We start from the raw sequence: 16,414 nt of genomic DNA, 5'->3' as shown, positions 1-16,414 counted from the left end.
CCCCCCGGCGTCGCCGTTCAATGTGATCTGTGGCTCAGAGCGCGTCGGCGTCGGTCTCGCCGGTGCGGATTCGCAGCGCGTGATCGATCGGCGAGACGAAGATTTTGCCGTCGCCGATCTGCCCGGTGCGGGCGCTCTTGGTGATGACCTCGACCGCCTTGTCGGCGAGACCGGAATCCACCGCGATCTCGATCCGCAGCTTGGGCAGGAAATTCACGATATATTCGGCGCCGCGATAGATTTCGGTATGGCCGCGCTGGCGGCCGTAGCCCTTGACCTCGGTCACGGTCATGCCGTGGACGCCGATCTCGGTGAGCGCGGTGCGCACCTCGTCGAGCTTGAACGGTTTGATGATGGCAACGACGAGCTTCATGAGGCCAACCTTCTGATCGCGAAATGCAGGGCGCGCCGGACTATGTCCGGGCGGTTCGTCCCTGTATATGCCGGGTTTAGCGGCAACGCGCGCAGAAAATAAGCGGATTGACGGCGCAAGATTTGGCCTCGCGCCGGAATAGGCGGCAGCCGGGACAATCCGGCTCAGCCGGCCGGCTTCTCGCGGCGCTCGCGCACCGAGCCCTCCTGGGCCACCGAAGCCACCAGGGTACCGTCGGCCTTGAAGATCAGGCCGCGGGTCAGGCCGCGGCCGCCCTGCGCGGAGGGGCTGTCCTGCGCGTAAAGCAGCCATTCGTCGGTACGGAACGGGCGGTGAAACCACATCGCGTGGTCGAGGCTCGCGGGCATCATGCGCTTGTCGAACAAGGTGCGGCCGTAGCGCGCCATCACCGCGTCGAGCAGCGAGAAATCCGACGCATAGGCCAGCGCGCACATGTGCAGCGCCGGATCGTCCGGCAGCTTCGCCGCGGTGCGGATCCAGACGTGGATCTTGCCGTCATCGATCTTCTTGCCGAAATAGCGCGACAGCTCGACCGGGCGCAGCTCGATCGGCCGGTCGCTCTCGTAATAGCGCTTGATGAAGTCGGGCATCTCCTTGAAGAACGGCTGCTTGGAGATTTCCTCTCCGGTCAGCTTCTCCGGCGGCGGCACGTCCGGCATCTTGTCCTGATGGTCGAACGAGGTCGCCTCGTCGACATGAAACGACATCATCAGCGAGAAGATCGCGTTGCCGTGCTGGATCGCGGTGACCCGGCGGGTGGTGTAGCTGTTGCCGTCGCGCAGCCGCTCGACCTCATAGATGATCGGCACCTGCGGATCGCCCGGCAGGATGAAATAGCAATGCATCGAATGCGGCAGCCGGCCCTCGACGGTGCGGCAGCCGGCGACCATCGCCTGGCCGATCACCTGGCCGCCGAACACCCGCTGCCACGAGGTCTTCGGGCTGGTGCCGCGGAACAGGTTCACCTCGATCGGTTCGAGGTCGAGAATCGAGATCAGGTCGATCAGGCTCTTGGACATCGGCATGCAGGAATCCCGTGGGTGACGCGGTTTCACACCGCGTTCGATGTCTGATAGAACCGGGCCACAGATGCCGCGGCTGTTCCGTAGCCTGTTTCGCCCAGCTCTGGTCACCTTGCAAGAGAGAGCTGGCAAGAGCGAGTAAGGACGATCATGTCGCACCAGCGAGGCATTGTCATCGGAGGCGGGGCGTTCGCCGGGCTGGCGCTGGCGTTGGCGCTGCGCCAGGGTCTGGGGCCTGATACCCCGATCATCGTCGCCGATCCGGCGCTGGCGCTGCGGCCCTCGCGCGATCCGCGCGCGACCGCGATCGTCGCCGCCTGCCGCCGGCTGTTCGACGTGCTCGGAGTCTGGGACGAGGTCGCCGAAACCGCGCAGCCGATCCTCGACATGGTGGTGACCGATTCGGCGCTGGAAGACGCCACCCGTCCGGTGTTCCTGACCTTCGCGGGCCAGGTCGAGCCCGGCGAGCCGTTCGCCCATATGGTCGAGAATCGCCATCTGATCGACGCGTTGACCAAGCATGCCGAGGCCGCCGGCATCGATCTGCGCCCGGTACCGGTCATCAGTTACGAATCGCGGCCCGAGGCGACTTCGGTGACGCTCGGCGACGGCAGCGTGATCGAGGCCAGCCTGCTGGTCGCTGCCGACGGTGCGAAGTCGAAACTGCGCGAACGCGCCGGCATCCCCACTTATGGCTGGGATTACGACCAGTCCGGCATCGTGGTCACGGTGAGCCACGAGCGCGACCACCATGGTTGCGCCGAGGAGCATTTCCTGCCCGCCGGCCCGTTCGCGATCCTGCCGCTGACCGGCAAGCGCTCGTCGCTGGTGTGGACCGAAAGTCGCCAGGAGGCGGCACGGATCATCGTGCTGTCCGACGACGAGTTTCATGCCGAGCTGGAGCAGCGGTTCGGACTGCGGCTCGGTGAGGTCAGGGCGCTGGACAAGCCGAAGGCGTTCCCGCTCGGCTATTTCGTGGCGAAATCCTTCATCGGCGAGCGCCTGGCGCTGGTCGGCGACGCCGCCCATGTGATCCACCCGATCGCCGGACAGGGCCTCAATATGGGCCTGAAGGACGTCGCCGCGCTGGCCGAGAGCATTGTCGACGCCGCAAGGCTCGGGATCGATCCGGGGCAGGCCGACGTACTGGAAAATTACCAGCGCTGGCGCCGGTTCGACACCATGGCGATGGGGGTGGCGACCAATTCACTCAACCTGCTGTTCTCCAACAAGTCGACGCTACTGCGCAGCGTCCGCGATATAGGGCTTGGCATTGTCGACCGGCTGCCGCCGCTGAAGGAAGTGTTCATCCGCCAGGCCGCCGGACTCGGCGGCGAAATTCCACGGTTGCTGAAGGGCGAGGCGCTGTAGGCGCGGGAAACTCGGACAGGAGAGAAAGCGACAGCGACGCCGCATTCACCGTCGTCACCATCCGCTTCAAGCGGGTGGCCCAGTACGCCGCAGCCTTTAAGGTTGAACGAATGCGTTCTGAATACTGGGTCCCCGCTTTCGCGGGGATGACGGCCTAAATCGTCGCTACGCCGCGGTCAGCTATAGAGACCACTCAGTCCAGCTTGCGCGCCTCTTCCGGCAGCATGATCGGGATGCCGTCGCGGATCGGGTAGGCGAGCTTGGCGCTGCGCGAGATCAGTTCCTGACGGGCGGCGTCGAATTCCAGCGGCCCCTTGGTGATCGGGCAGACCAGAATTTCAAGGAGCTTGCGATCAACGGATTCCGACCGATCGGGTGGGGTGTTCATGAGCGCGCTCCAGCACGGAAGAAATTTCGGGATTGATCGGTTGAAATCGTCGCGGCGTCAATGATCGCGCGTCAACCTCGTTCACTGCAGCGGCGGGTCGCCGCTGGTGCGCTTCTTGGCGAGATCCATTTCGGTGACGGCGATCAGAATCTCGGCGCGGGTCTTGAGATCCGGCGCCTCCAGCATCGCCTGCTTTTCCGGCGCGCCGTATGGCGACATCATTGCCAGCGCGTTGACCAGCGCCTCATTCGGCGCGGTTTCGACGCCTTCCCAGTCGACCTTGAGATTGTTGGCCTTGAGGAAATCGGTCAGCACCTCGAGCAGCGCTTCGCGGTCGACCTGGTCCTCGCCCTTGCGTGCGGTGAAATCGTCGACATAGGGGAAGTAGTCTACCTTGCACTGTCGATAGGGGGTCAGTGTCGTCAGCTCTTGCACCACCTTGAAACGGGCGACGCCAGTGAGCTCGAGAATGTAGCGGCCGTCGCCGGCTTCGGCGAGCTGGGTGATCCGGCCGATGCAGCCGACGTGAAACAGCGCCGGCTTGTCGGCGTCCTGCGAATGCGACACGTCGGGCTGGATCATCCCGATCAGCCGGTGGCCGTCGCGCAGCGCATCATCGACCATCGCCAGATAGCGCGGCTCGAAGATGTTGAGCGGCATCTGGCCGCGCGGCAACAACAGCGCGCCCGGCAGCGGAAACACCGGAATCACTTCGGGAAGATCGGCGGGTCCGCGATAGTCGGCATTGATCGGCATCAGCGGTTCCGGTGCTGCGGAATGCAGGCGTTACGAGAACAGAATCGTCGAAAGCCGTTTGCGGCCATCGACAGTGGCGTCGTCGGTCGGTCCCCACGCCTCGAAGAACTGCACCAGCTGCTTGCGGGCGCCGTCTTCGTTCCATTTGCGGTCGCGCTTGACGATTTCGAGCAGATGCCCGGTGGCTTCGGCGCGCTTGCCGGCGGCGTTGAGCGCGGTGGCGAGGTCGAAGCGTGCCTGATGGTCGAGCGGATTTGCCGCGACCTTTTGCTCCAGCTCGGTGATCGGGCCGAGCGCGCTCGCCTGCTCTGCGAGATCGATGCTGGCCTGCACCGCCGTGACCGCGGCGTCTGAACGCTTGGCCTCCGGCACCAGCGCCAGCGTCTGCTTGGCCTGCTCGGTCTCGCCGGTCGCCATGTAGCAGCGCGCCAGTCCGGCCAGCGCCGGGATGTTGCTGGCATCGGCGTTGAGCACCTCGGCGTAGACCGATGCGGCGCCCGCGGGATCGCCCTCGGCGAAGATCGCCTCCGCCTCCTGGATCAGCTCGGCCGCGCTTGGCCCGCCGCCGGGCATCCCGGCAGTCAGCTTGTCGATGAAGGCCGCGACCTGGCTCTCCGGAACCGCGCCCATGAAGCCGTCGGCCGGCTGGCCGTTGACGAAGGCGATCACCGCCGGAATCGACTGGATGCCCATTTGGCCCGGAATCGCCGGATGGTCGTCGATATTCATTTTGACCAGCTTGACCTTGCCCTTGGCGCCGCGGACCGCCTTCTCCAGGATTGGCGTCAGCTGCTTGCACGGCCCGCACCACGGGGCCCAGAAGTCGATCAGGACCGGCTGGCGCTTGGATTCCTCGATCACGTCCTGGACGAAGCTCTGCGTCGTGGTGTCCTTGATCAGATCGACCGCTTGTGGCGCCGTTGCGCCGCCCTGCTCCAGTATGGTCACGTGTTCCTCGCCTGATTTCCCGGTGAAACGCCATTCTAGCACGGCATCGAACCTAAGTGGCGGTCAAGAGCCGGTTTTGCAATGCCTCCCGGCCGCCCTCGGGAACCCGGTCGACGGCTGCATGACCTTGATGTTGTGGGTGGTTCGGCCGAATCCGCGCGCCATTGCCGGGCCCCTTGCCGATTGCGTGAATTCGTGACGAAGGCACTGTTGCATTCGCGGGCGGCATTTGGCATAGGTCTGCGCGTTGTCGGCGCGCGTTCGCCGTCAAACTCTCGGATGCGGGTGTAGCTCAGTGGTAGAGCACGACCTTGCCAAGGTCGGGGTCGAGGGTTCGAATCCCTTCGCCCGCTCCAGATTTCCTGGCAATTCTCGATAATCATCGAAATGGTGATCGTTGAAACGACAAAGCCCGCGTCACCGCGGGCTTTTCGTTATCGCTTGATGATCTGCGCTCCGCAGCGCCTCCTTGAAGATCAGGAGGCGCGCTGTGTCGAACTGCGTGCAGCCCCGGGATCAGGCTCGGCTCGGTATGCCCAATCCGGTATGCAGCCAGTTTTTCCACGACTGCGCCAAGTTCTGGCTGATGGTCTGGCTGTCGGAAGATATCATCTCCCTGGCGTTGCGAACCGCGCCCTTGAGATCGCCCCACAGTTCCTTGAGGTTGTTGACGAGGTTGGTGCCCCCGGTGACCATCTTCTGGGTCTTCAGGCGTGCCAGCTCCACCAGCGACTCTTGAATCTTGGCGATCGAACGGGCGATCCGGCCGATCTCGTCGGTGCGGTTCATGGCGTGGATCCGCACACTGGTGTCACCCTGCGCGAGCCGATCAATATCCTTCTCAAGTTCGCCGAGCGGCGCCAGCAGGCCGCGGGTGATCCGAGTTCCAACCAATGCCACCACCGAGAACACCGCGATGCCGCCAAGCAGCAACATCACATGGGCGGCGCCCAGCGCGTAGTTCGCATCGGGCGCGACCACGGTTTCGGCGGCTCTCACCACCAGCCCCTGACCATCGAACGACGCGGGAATCACCGCGGCTCCGGCATCTTGCTGCATTACCAGCATACCAACGATCCGGCCGTCAGCCGCTCGAACAGGCGACAGCATCGCTCCGCCCTGGCCAATCAGGCGATCCAGCGACGCAACGCTGCTGGTGTGTTTGGCTTGGCTGGCCCCGACGCTCTGCAGCACCATCTCGCCGACACCACCGATCGCGAGAGACACAAACAAGGTAATTCCCAGCACGAGTATCGAGATTTTTTGGGCAAGATTGCGGTTTGAGAGATCGAATTGCATCGTAGTTCTCCAGCTTTCTTCAATTAAGGGCGGCTTGCCCCCTAAGGTGAACAGCGTGATTAACGCTTAACTATTTACGGTTAACGAACGGCTTATTTCCGAGGCAAACTCGTTTCGGTTACGCCCGGAATACGCATCACGCGACGACAGCGAAGGGCACTTCGGTGAAGAATTAAGCTCAACCCCGAGAACCGCGAATCACCAACGAGCCAAAAACCAGTCTAAGCTTTTGTTTAAACTTGGTTGTTGCTCAACAGGCACGATTCACCGATTCAGTTTTGCGCTGATTCGCACGGCTGTAAATATACTTGGTTAACGGCCTCTCCGTTTGATTCAAAACAAAGGCTGCAACGCGCTTCCGCCCGTTACTAACAGTGCCGTCGAGGAAGCAATCGTAGCAGCACTTTCCTGGATGTGCGGTCGCGGGTGCCCTTGGTCTCTTAGGCCGCCCCGCGGTGCTCGCTTGCACCCATTGCATCAGGTAACTACTCGTAGCTATCAGTCGGAAAATCTCCGGCTACCTGAGTACCTATGCCAAGGTCGCTCGAGCGGCGCGCCCAAATGGCGGAACCGTGGCCGCAGCGCGCTGCCGTCGATAGTCGAGCTTTGGTCGCCCGGTAATTGGGTAGGGCGCCCGCGCTGGGTCGATTGCGCACCGCGGCTCTGATCAGCCCTCGATCCGGGACCCTCGGTTTTTGATCCAGGACAATGACTCTCGGACGATTCCGAGGCTCTTTCGCAATGCGGCAAGCGATCCTCCTCTCTGAGGGATCCCGGGCCTGTGCAAGCTAGCTTCGGGCTGTTTCCCCCTCGGCAGCCCAAGAATGCAGCCCAAGAATAAAGTCATGACCGAGTGATCCCGATGCGAGGGCAACCAGATCGAGTGCTTGCCGTGCAAACTGAAAGCATTGTCTCGACGGTTATTCCGCATTTGTTTGTCCGGCATCACGAGGCCGCCCGCGCGTCCGCGCCGAAACAAGCGTCCGCGGCTCGCGCTGCTGACCTCGCTCGACTGCTGATCGCGCCGAACATTGACGATGCCTTTGAGCTGATCGAGGAGTCGCTGGCACGCGCCGCAACGCCGATTTCGCTTTTCACCGGACTCTTCGAACCCACCGCCCGCAACCTCGGCGACCTCTGGAGCGAAGACTCCTGCAGCGAGTTCGAGGTCAGCATCGGCCTGTGTCACTTGCAGACCGCGATTCGGCGGATCAGCTTCGACCATCTTTCGACGCCGGTGACGCGCTCGCAGCAGCGCAGCGTACTGGTCGTCTCCCAACCCGGCGAGCCGCACTCGTTCTGCGCGGCGCTGAACTCCGAAATACTCCGGCACGCCGGCTGGAAGGTGACCACCGAGTTCTTGGGCAGCGACGAGGCTCTGCAGGACCTGGTCGCCAAAGCCTCGTTTGACGGGCTCAATCTTTCGCTCAGTCCGTCACTGCGCCGCGAGCATTGGTTGCCGCGGATGGCGGAAACCGTCCGGAAAGTCCGACAGGCGTCGCGCAATCCGGCGCTGGTGGTGGTCGTCAGCGGACGGGTGTTCGCGGAGCAGAGCGGCGCCTGCGCAACCGTCGGCGCCGACGCTGCTACGGCATCGGCCGAACAGGTTGAGCGGTGTATCATGCGGTCGCTGCTGAAGCGCGCCGCGCGACCGCCGGCGAATTTCGCCTGGATCTGATCCGACCTGTCGGATGCGAGTCGTCAGCCATCGCCTCACGACAACACTGTGACGCCAACGCGGCATCGCCAAGCTCACACGCGATCCGGGCGCGTCGCACGCCAGCCACTGTCGGTTGCCGCACACATCCTCATCAACAACTATGCGAAGTCGATTTGACCAGGGTCAATGCGCCGCGATGCATTAAGACCTCGCATTGCGCCGCGGTCGCCGCGCTGAGGAATCGTGGCGGTGGGCAGCGCTTTCTAGCGAGCCGCGGCGGGCCGCCATCTCGCGCGAAGTGGATCGCCCCCATATACGCATCGGCGTCTATGGCATCCATCCATTGATCTGAAGAGGGGCGATTCATGCGATCCGAAGGCAAATCCTATCAGTTCGAACATCTCCCGGTGATCGACTATGACGCTCATCCGGCCTACGGCCGCGTTCTGCCGATGCCGCAATTGGGCGCCCGCCTGAAGGCGATCGCATATTTCGGCTACGGCTTCGTCCTGGCGGCGGCCAGACGCCTGGTCGACGTCGAGAACTTGCCGCGCCCCGGCGAAAATTCCAAGAAGTTCAGCGCGATCCTGCGGGCGCTGCCGACCTATCTGCGGCTCATCATCCTGCAACTGCTGAGCCGGCTCAGCGCCGGCGGCGCGTTCAAGCCGAAGACCGAACGCGGCGCCAACATCTTCGCGCCATTGCAACGCGACGGCATCGTCGGCGTTCGGCTTCCGGCCGACAAGATCGCCGAGATCCGCAGCCTGCTGGCGCCGCACTTCAAGACGCTCGAGGCCAAGATCGTCGCGAAGGCCGCCGATCTCGACGACGGCCGGCTCTGGCTCGATCCCGAAGCCAGCGCCGACATCTACAAATGGTTCAACCAAGCCGCCGCGGATCTCGGCCTGCTCGAGGCTGCCAGCGCCTACCTCAAGCGCCCAGTTGGCGTCGGCCACATCGCCGCGCAGATCGACGACAAGGCCAGTTCCGTCAGCCCCTTTGCCGACGTGGCCGTTGACACCTCACCCTGCGATGGCTTTCACATCGCCCCAACTCACAACCTGCTGAAATACGTCATCTATCTTAGTGACGTCGGGCCGGCCAACGGTCCGCTCAGCTACGTCGTCGGCAGCCATCGCGCCTCCCTGGGCTTCTGGGACGGTCTGATCCGCCGCGCCAACGATCTCGCCGGTCTGTCGTCGACCCAGGCCGCGAGCCGCGAGACGTTCTATGCCTTGCCGAACGGCCTGCAGCGCAAGGCGGCGTTCGGCGCCGATATGCTGGCCGACGATAAGTACACTCAGTCGGTCCTGAACGATCAGTGGACGGTGACCAGCGACAGCGAGAACGGCGTGCTATTCGATCCGCTCGGAATCCATCGCGACGGTAAGGTGACCGAGGGCCAGCGCAGTGCCGTGGTCATCAAGTTGACTGAGTTGCCGCGCTAACGGCCGCCGAACGCCTGCAACGCCGCCGCCAGCTCCTTGTGGCTGGCGGCATGGTCGGCCACCGCGATACCGCGTGCGATCGCGTCCCAAGCCTGGCGAATGCTGGCAGCGCCCGCCGCCGGGCCCATCGGATGGCCGAACACGCCGCGGCCGGGCACGAAGCCGAAATCGACGCTGCCGACCTTGCGATAGACGCCCTCCAGCGTCGCCGCCGAATCGCTGCCGCCCGGCACCGGCAGGCAAGGCTTGATCGGCCCCATCGGCTCAAGGCAGGCGCGGACGCAATCCAGCACTTCGTGTTCCGGCGTCATCATCCGTGGCCCGAAGCCCGGCATGATCACGACGTCAAACCCGACGAGCCGCTGCAGCCGGGTGAAGACCCGCGAATGAATCCCGTAGCCCGACAATCGGCTGAATGCGGCGATGAAGGGAAAGTGCGCGATCAGCGGCACCTTGGCGTGCTTGCGCAGCATCCGCACCCCGGACAGCCCCACCGGCATCGCGTTGATCAGCAACGCGTTGGCGCCTTTTTCAACCGCGAGATCATGCAATTCGATCAGGCGGTCGACCTCGTCGGTGATGTTGGCGAGATAGATCTTCGGCACGCCGGTCTCGGCTTCGGCGCGGCGGCGGGCGTCGCCGAGCGCTGCGGCCCGCTCGCCGAGCGGGCACCAATCGACGTCGGCCAGCATCTCGTCGTCCTTGGCGATGTCGAGTCCGCCGAGCCAGCTCTGATAGCCCAGTTCGGCGAACGGTTCGGCCGCCAGTCCGATATTCGGCTTGATCACGCCGAAGAAGATCGGCCGGTCGAACGCCTGCAGAACCTCGCGCAGACCGCTCACGCCGAATTGCGGTCCCTGGAATGCGGCGAGAAAAGAATCGGGAAAACGGATGTCCTGCAGACGGATCAGCGGAATTCCCGGCGAGAAGAACACGCCCTCGCCGCACACCGCCGACAGCAGATTGGGGATCTTCGGTCCGAAATTGCCGTGCGGATGCGCGATGGTGACGCGGACCGCGTGCACCGCTCCCTTCGCCGCACATTCCACCGCGATGCTGAAACCGTTCGGCCGCGGCTCTGATTGCAGCTCAAGGACCTTCGCGGCGAATCGCGGCCGGAAATCCTCGTCGACGCCGACCCGCCGCCACTGCGCGGTCGACTGCTCACTGCCCAGATGCGCCGCGGCTTCGCGCGGGTCCCCGGCACATTCGAAATCGAAATCGAGTTCGATGTAGTCTTCGAGATTGAGGTCCTCGCGCTTGGCAAAAAAGCCCTCGATGTCGTCCGGAGTCATGGCGTCAACCCGTTCACAAATTCAAGGCCGTCATACGCGGGCTTGACCCGCGTATCCATCCTCTAAAAGGAGCCGTTCATTTGATTTGATGGATTGCCGGGTCAAGCCCGGCAATGACGGAAGAGGAAAGCACGGAGGGTAGCGGTTGCCCTCACTCTTTTCCCAGAATCTGCAGCTCGATGCCACGGCGCTCGCGAGGCCCGTCCAGCTCGATGAAGAAGATCGACTGCCATTCGCCCAGCACCAGCGCGCCGTCCGCCAACGGAATGGTTTCCGACGAATTCATGAACAGGCCGAGCAGATGCGAATGGGCGTTGTCGCGGCCGTCGATCGGCTCCAGATTGTGGAGATAGTCGCCGTCGCGCGGCACCAGCCGCTTCAGATAGATCAGCATGTCGCGCTGCAGCTGCGGCTCGCGCTCGTTGATATTGACCCGCGCGGTGGTGTGCAGGCAGCTCACCGTGACCAGGCCGTCCCTGATTCCGCTGGCGCCGGCGAAGCCGCGAACCTGTTCGGTAATGTCGAGAATCTGGATCGGCGCGACGGTCGCGAGTTCGATCCGGTGGCGGAGGATTTGCATCGTGACACCCAGCGGGAGCAGCGACCGGGGACCCGGCCGGCCCGCAGTGATATCGCGCCGGTCACACTCCGGCAATTAGCGAGACGGGTGAGGTAGCGCCGCCGAACGGGCCGGCTGCATAAGAACGCCCTGGCGGCGGAAACTTCCCGTCGCAAGTCATGCGGACCAAGGCCGCGTTTGCCGTCCGGGCGCGGTCCGGCTATTTCGAGATCTTCGCAATCTTGTGCGCGAGATGGCCGGTCTCGTGATCGCGAAGGATCTGGCTCAATGACGCCTCGCTGAGATGGGCCAGGACGTCGCTGAGCTTCTGGGTTTCGGGATAACCCGCCGCAAAATACTGGCCGTAAATCTTGCGCAACGTACCGACAGATGTTTCGCCGTATTTGGTATTGATCGGGCCATTCTGGCCGCGGTGCTTGCTCATGCTGGTCTCCTCTCGCGCAAGCATCCTCCCGATAGCGCCCGATGGCAACCGAACCGCCCCGGCCGCTCGAAGTTGGCGCTATCAATGCCGATCGAAGTCCGACCCCCAGCATGGCAAAGCTCCACAGGTAATCGCCTATAGCGCGATACCGGCCGAGACGTAGTTCGGCCTATCGGCCGGATCGGCGACCGGAAGCAAAACCGCAGATTTCAGGGGGTCAAAGAGAACTGGCGGAGAGGGAGGGATTCGAACCCCCGATAGGCTTGCACCTATGCCGCATTTCGAGTGCGGTGCATTCGACCACTCTGCCACCTCTCCGCGGCGCCGAAACAGGCGTTGATTGCCTGTGGTCGGGCGAAGTTCTAGGCGAGGCGCGTCGATCAGACAAGGCACGGCGGGCGGGTTATTTCGTCGGCAGGCCGGTCCCCGGCCAGCGAACTCCGGCTTGCAGCCCGCACCGGTGGCGCCCAGGCCGACCCGGGCGGCGACCGGACGATCAGTCCTTGTCCTTCTTCGACTTGTCCTTCTCCTTGGTCTTGCGGTTGGTGAAGCGGGCGTTGCCGAGGCCGGTGCCGATGGTCAGCACGCCCCAGCGCTCGAATTGCTGCATGAACGGGACCTCGCTCAGTCCCTGGGCGACCCCGTCATTGTGCATCAGCACCGCGGTATCATGGTCGCCGATCACCGGAATGCCCTCGACCAGGCTGCTCGGCAGGTGAAACCGGCTGCTTTCCCAATTGCCCGGCAGGTTCTGGGCGCCCTTCTCGATCGACCCGTCGGTGTTGATCACGCCGGGGCAGGAAATTCCGATGAACGGGGCAAGCTTGAAGCCATCGGCCTCGGCGGCGGCGATCAGGTCCTTCAGCATCTTGACCAGCCGCTTCACCGCTCCTTCCCTGCTCGGCTCATCGTCAGCGTGGCGCCACAAGTCCGACTTCCACACCGTCGCCTTCGACAGTTCCGGCGCCTTCTTCCAGCGGGTCTCGACCACGCCGCAGCGGATGTTGGAACCGCCGATGTCGACCGCCAGGATGCTGTCATGGCCCTCGAAGATCCACGACGGCGCCAGATGCAGGCAACCGATCAGCCCGGCCTCGTCTGGATGAAACCGGATCGGCACCAGTTCGACCTTCAGTCCCTCGGATTTGAGGATAATGTCGGTGCGGGCGATCGCCAGCTCGCCGATCCGGCTCTGCCGGAAGCCGCCGCCGACGACGATGGATTCGGTGTCGGCCCAGGCCTTGGTCTTGAGAAAGCGGCGGGTGACAAAGGCCAGCTCCTGGGCGAAATCCTCGATCGCGCTGTGCAGCAGCGCCACCGCGCCGGCATCGTCGCCGGTCAGGATCGCATCGAGTTCGGATTTGCCGATGTCCTCGGTGGATTTCTTGCCGAACGGATCGTCGCCGTTCTTGCGCAGCGGCTTGCGCCAGCCGTCGAGAATGCGCTGAAACGCTCCCTTGCTGGCGCGGTCGCCGAGAAAGCCGTCCTCGTCCTTCAGCTCGATATTGTAGCTGTCGACGTCCACGGATGGCAGCCGGTTGGCGCCGTGATTGGCGATTCCCGTGATGGTTGACGAGTCCTCAGCCATTTACGCGGTCCCTTTGTTCGGTTTCGCGAGGCAACATCGGTGGAACCGAATGGTTTCATGGCCGATCGCCGGAGCCTTTTTCGGGCCCCCAACCGGGCGAAAACCGCATTTCAAATGGATTTTCCGCACCGTTTACCTTGACTCGGGGCCATCGCCGGCTATAAGTCCCGCACCCGGCGCAGGAAATTCCTCGCGCCGATTGTTTTTGCGCGGCCGGCGGCAACGACCCCGGAGGCGCGAAGATCTCGCGGCGAAAGCTGCGGCGAACCCATAACGACTGAACAAGAAGCCGGCCCGGACGCATCCGAGGCCGGGATCGAACACGAAGGATGAAAACGATGTTCGCAGTCATCAAGACCGGCGGCCGGCAATACCGCGTCGTCCCGGATGATGTGCTCGAGATAGGCAAGATCGACGGCGACGTCGGTACGATCATTCAGCTCGGCGAAGTGCTGGTGCTTGGTGGCGATACGCCGGTGCTGGGCCTGCCGATGGTGGCCGGCGCCACGGTCGCGGCCGAAGTGCTGCAGCACAAGCGCGGCGCCAAGGTGATTTCGTTCAAGAAGCGCCGCCGCAAGAATTCCCGCCGCAAGCGCGGCTATCGCGACGAACTCACGGTGCTGCGCATCACCGAGATTCTCGCCGACGGCAAGGCGCCGACCATCGGCCCGCGTCCGAAGCGCGAAAAGGCGGTCGCCGCGGCGTCCGTGGCGGATGCCGAAGACGAGTGACGCGACCCGCGTGACAAAAAGTGAGATGATTCCCTCCGGGAATTGATTTAGACATTCGACGGAATTTTGGAGACGGGCCATGGCTCACAAAAAAGCAGGCGGTTCATCGCGCAACGGTCGAGACTCGGCCGGCAAGCGGCTTGGGATCAAGGCCTATGGCGGCGAGCGCGTGATTCCCGGCAACATCATTGCGCGTCAGCGCGGCACCACCTGGCACCCCGGCCTGAATGTCGGCATGGGCACGGATCATACCTTGTTCGCCAAGGTCGAAGGCCATGTCGAATTCCGCGCCAAACGTAACGGCCGTACCTTCATTTCGGTTCTCCCGATTGCGGTAGAAGCGGCCGAGTAGACGGTGGATCATAATCGTGTCCGCCGGGTCCTGTTGAACCGGCGGAGCGCGTAAAGGCTCCAAGGGGAGGCGGGAAACCGGCCTCCCCTTTTCGTTGGGCGTCGCCGATCTGACGCCTCCAGGAGCCCGCCATGTTGCAGGAAATCCCGACCACCACGTCATCGCCGCGAGCGGCCAGTAGCTGCGTCCTCGAGACCGAACGGCTGATTCTGCGCAAGCCGACGCTCGCGGACGTAAAAGCGATCGCCCATCTGGCCAATGACCGCCGCGTCGCGGAAATGACCCGGCGGCTGCCGTATCCCTATACGCGCGACGACGCCGCGCGCTTTGTCGCGGCGCTGGCCCATGACAACAACGAATCGGTGTTTCTGATCGAGCTGGACGAGCGGCCGATCGGCGTGGTCGGAATCGACTGGCGCGAACCGGACGCGCCCGAACTCGGCTATTGGCTCGGTGTGCCCTATTGGGGCCGCGGCTTCGCTACCGAAGCCGCGCGCGCGGCGATCGACTACACCTTCGAGGAGTTCTCGGTTGGGCAATTGATTTCCGGTGCCCGGGTCGCCAATCCGGCGTCGCGTAACGTGCTGGAGAAATGCGGCTTCCAGTGGACCGGCGTCGAGCTGCACCGCTTCGAGGCGCTCGGCTCGTCCACCCCGGTGGATCGGTTCCGGCTGAGCCGTGGGGTGTGGTCCTCGCTGAAAAGCTGGAGCGACGCGGCGCGAAGGTGAGGGGTGTTCTCGCCGCCCGCAACGGGCGCGTGCCAAGTCGGGCGGGCCGCCTTCCGGGCGTTAGCGATCGACTAACCAGTCTTACCGAATTGCTCAGCCGCCCGTAGTTGTCCGAATAATTCGTTCGGCGGCCCTGGTGTAGAGAATCCCGCTCACAGGGAGGCTCGGATGCCGGACCAATCGACCGTTGCGTGCAGTGCTGTCGCCGAAGTCTTTCGCGACGATCTGGACGCCTTCGAACTGCACGAACGCCAACTGCTCGCCGAGGAACGCAAGGAGCGCGCGCGACAGCTGATGGCCCGCTTTAAGATGCCCGGCTTCGATCTTGCGGTCGACGGTCCGGGCCGGCTGCGCTCGGACGATTGAAGCGCCGCATCTGAACATGTCGGCTACGGACTCGGCGCCGCCGCGTCGCGGCGCTGCTTCTGCTCGCGCAGGAAGATGAAAAGCCCGGCGCCGATGATGATGGCGACGCCGACCAGAGTTGTGGCCGAAGGCACGTCGCCGAACACCAGATAGCCGAACAACACCGCCCAGATGATCATCGAGTATTGATACGGCACCACCACGCTGGCGGGCGCCAGCCGCAGCGAGCGATTGACGCACAACAGCGCCGCCACCGACACCACGCCGGCGATCGCGAACAGGCTGAGATCCGACAACCCCGGCGTGATCCATTGCGACGGCGCCAGCACTGCGCCGAACGCGAAAGTGCCGACGAATTGCTGCGAGGCCAGCACCACATCCGGCGTGTTGCGCAGAAATCGGGTGATCAGCAGCAGCGCCGCGAACAGCATGCTGGCGGCAAGCGCGATCAGCGCCGGCCAGCTCACGCTCTGCGCCGACGGCTGCAGCGCGATCAAGACTCCGCCGAATCCGACCAGAATCGCGATCCAGCGCGACAGGTCGATGTGTTCGCGCAGGAACAGCGCCGATCCGAGCGACACGAATAGCGCCGAGGCGAGGTAATAGGTGATGACGTCGGCGAGTGGCAGATAGGCCGCGGCCAGAAAGAACGCTGCGACCTCCAGCGTCGAGATCGCGACCCGCGCCAATTGCAGCCATGGCCGGTCCAGCGTCCGGAACGCCGCGCGCTGGTGCCAGATCAGCGGCGCCAACACGATCAGCCCGGCGATGGCGCGCAGCAACAGCAATTGCCCGACCGAATAGCGCGCCACCACCAGCTTGCCCAACGCATCGCCGAACGAAAATAGCAGCATCGCCGCCAGCATCAGCACGATGCCGGCCAACCGAGCGCTGCGCTGATCCGCCCCGGTCGAAATTTTCGCCAGCAACCCCATATATGGCTCTTCGGAGTGTGTGAGATCGGATTGGTTAACAGCGACGCGGCTGCTTTAGAGCACCCCGCGAGTCGCAACAAGTCCCGCAAATGCGGGCTGTTCTCGCGCTTTCGGCGATGAAACGGTTGC

At 63.8% G+C, this 16,414-nt stretch carries 18 protein-coding genes and 2 tRNA genes; 8 read left to right on the top strand and 12 right to left on the bottom strand.

Features of this window, described 5'->3' with window-relative positions; all coding sequences use genetic code 11:
- Nucleotides 1-34: 34 nt before the first annotated feature.
- Together HXX15_RS07330 and tesB are read right to left on the bottom strand one after the other, a co-directional pair.
- Entirely contained in the window at nt 35-373 is a 339-nt protein-coding gene (locus tag HXX15_RS07330) for a P-II family nitrogen regulator (RefSeq protein WP_296514268.1), read from the bottom strand.
- Nucleotides 374-537: 164 nt separating this feature from the next.
- On the bottom strand, nt 538-1,413 hold the full coding sequence (tesB, locus tag HXX15_RS07325) for an acyl-CoA thioesterase II (protein WP_296514888.1): 876 nt from the start codon (nt 1,411-1,413) through the stop codon (nt 538-540).
- A gap of 153 nt (nt 1,414-1,566) precedes the next feature.
- Between tesB and HXX15_RS07320 the strand changes: the two genes are divergently transcribed.
- Nucleotides 1,567-2,787: a ubiquinone biosynthesis hydroxylase gene (locus tag HXX15_RS07320; RefSeq protein ID WP_296514266.1), complete on the top strand. Its 1,221-nt coding sequence runs from the start codon at nt 1,567-1,569 to the stop codon at nt 2,785-2,787.
- A gap of 193 nt (nt 2,788-2,980) precedes the next feature.
- On the opposite strand, the gene HXX15_RS07315 is transcribed toward HXX15_RS07320, so the two are convergent.
- The 3 genes from HXX15_RS07315 to trxA form a co-directional block, all read right to left on the bottom strand.
- Entirely contained in the window at nt 2,981-3,175 is a 195-nt protein-coding gene (locus HXX15_RS07315) for a Trm112 family protein (protein WP_296514264.1), read from the bottom strand.
- A gap of 81 nt (nt 3,176-3,256) precedes the next feature.
- A complete protein-coding gene (locus HXX15_RS07310) occupies nt 3,257-3,931 on the bottom strand; it encodes an LON peptidase substrate-binding domain-containing protein (RefSeq protein WP_296514261.1) in 675 nt (224 codons plus the stop codon).
- Nucleotides 3,932-3,961: 30 nt separating this feature from the next.
- Nucleotides 3,962-4,879, bottom strand: a complete 918-nt coding sequence (gene trxA, locus HXX15_RS07305; RefSeq protein WP_296514258.1) for a thioredoxin — start codon at nt 4,877-4,879, stop codon at nt 3,962-3,964.
- 281 nt (nt 4,880-5,160) lie between these two features.
- On the opposite strand from trxA, the gene HXX15_RS07300 reads away from it, so the two are divergent.
- Nucleotides 5,161-5,235, top strand: a tRNA-Gly gene (locus tag HXX15_RS07300).
- Between the two features lie 160 nt (nt 5,236-5,395).
- Here HXX15_RS07300 and HXX15_RS07295 read toward each other — a convergent pair.
- Nucleotides 5,396-6,178, bottom strand: coding sequence for a HAMP domain-containing protein (locus HXX15_RS07295; RefSeq protein ID WP_296514255.1), 783 nt, complete (start codon nt 6,176-6,178; stop codon nt 5,396-5,398).
- 862 nt (nt 6,179-7,040) lie between these two features.
- Here HXX15_RS07295 and HXX15_RS07290 point away from each other — a divergent pair.
- On the top strand, nt 7,041-7,856 hold the full coding sequence (locus tag HXX15_RS07290; protein WP_296514886.1) for a photosynthesis regulator: 816 nt from the start codon (nt 7,041-7,043) through the stop codon (nt 7,854-7,856).
- A gap of 347 nt (nt 7,857-8,203) precedes the next feature.
- Nucleotides 8,204-9,286, top strand: coding sequence for a hypothetical protein (locus tag HXX15_RS07285; RefSeq protein ID WP_296514254.1), 1,083 nt, complete (start codon nt 8,204-8,206; stop codon nt 9,284-9,286).
- Here HXX15_RS07285 and HXX15_RS07280 read toward each other — a convergent pair.
- The 5 genes from HXX15_RS07280 to HXX15_RS07260 all read right to left on the bottom strand — a co-directional run bounded on the left by HXX15_RS07280 (nt 9,283) and on the right by HXX15_RS07260 (nt 13,173).
- A complete protein-coding gene (locus tag HXX15_RS07280) occupies nt 9,283-10,581 on the bottom strand; it encodes a RuBisCO large subunit C-terminal-like domain-containing protein (RefSeq protein ID WP_296514252.1) in 1,299 nt (432 codons plus the stop codon). The genes HXX15_RS07285 and HXX15_RS07280 overlap by 4 nt on opposite strands.
- Nucleotides 10,582-10,732: 151 nt before the next feature.
- Nucleotides 10,733-11,161: a secondary thiamine-phosphate synthase enzyme YjbQ gene (locus HXX15_RS07275; RefSeq protein WP_296514249.1), complete on the bottom strand. Its 429-nt coding sequence runs from the start codon at nt 11,159-11,161 to the stop codon at nt 10,733-10,735.
- Nucleotides 11,162-11,360: 199 nt separating this feature from the next.
- Nucleotides 11,361-11,585, bottom strand: a complete 225-nt coding sequence (locus HXX15_RS07270) for a hypothetical protein (RefSeq protein ID WP_296514247.1) — start codon at nt 11,583-11,585, stop codon at nt 11,361-11,363.
- 228 nt (nt 11,586-11,813) lie between these two features.
- Nucleotides 11,814-11,903, bottom strand: a tRNA-Ser gene (locus HXX15_RS07265).
- Nucleotides 11,904-12,081: 178 nt separating this feature from the next.
- Nucleotides 12,082-13,173, bottom strand: a complete 1,092-nt coding sequence (locus HXX15_RS07260; protein ID WP_296514245.1) for an ROK family protein — start codon at nt 13,171-13,173, stop codon at nt 12,082-12,084.
- 338 nt (nt 13,174-13,511) lie between these two features.
- Between HXX15_RS07260 and rplU the strand changes: the two genes are divergently transcribed.
- The 4 genes from rplU (at nt 13,512) to HXX15_RS07240 (ending at nt 15,350) form a co-directional block, all read left to right on the top strand.
- Nucleotides 13,512-13,904, top strand: coding sequence for a 50S ribosomal protein L21 (gene rplU, locus HXX15_RS07255; RefSeq protein ID WP_296514241.1), 393 nt, complete (start codon nt 13,512-13,514; stop codon nt 13,902-13,904).
- A 79-nt stretch (nt 13,905-13,983) separates the two neighbouring features.
- Complete coding sequence (rpmA, locus tag HXX15_RS07250) at nt 13,984-14,256, top strand: 50S ribosomal protein L27 (protein WP_296514238.1); 273 nt, start codon at nt 13,984-13,986, stop codon at nt 14,254-14,256.
- A gap of 131 nt (nt 14,257-14,387) precedes the next feature.
- Complete coding sequence (locus HXX15_RS07245; protein ID WP_296514236.1) at nt 14,388-14,984, top strand: GNAT family N-acetyltransferase; 597 nt, start codon at nt 14,388-14,390, stop codon at nt 14,982-14,984.
- Nucleotides 14,985-15,152: 168 nt separating this feature from the next.
- The gene (locus HXX15_RS07240) at nt 15,153-15,350 is read left to right on the top strand and encodes a hypothetical protein (RefSeq protein ID WP_296514232.1); all 198 of its coding nucleotides are present in this window, start codon (nt 15,153-15,155) and stop codon (nt 15,348-15,350) included.
- 23 nt (nt 15,351-15,373) lie between these two features.
- Here the strand turns inward: HXX15_RS07240 and HXX15_RS07235 are convergent, their stop codons facing one another.
- The gene (locus HXX15_RS07235) at nt 15,374-16,285 is read right to left on the bottom strand and encodes a DMT family transporter (RefSeq protein ID WP_296514230.1); all 912 of its coding nucleotides are present in this window, start codon (nt 16,283-16,285) and stop codon (nt 15,374-15,376) included.
- Nucleotides 16,286-16,414: the final 129 nt, after the last annotated feature.

Origin of the sequence: Rhodopseudomonas sp., assembly GCF_013377015.1 — a bacterium.
In the GTDB taxonomy this organism is placed as follows: domain Bacteria; phylum Pseudomonadota; class Alphaproteobacteria; order Rhizobiales; family Xanthobacteraceae; genus JARJEH01.
Note: the sequence above shows the minus strand (reverse complement) of the source record. Positions and strands in the feature narration are given on the sequence as shown.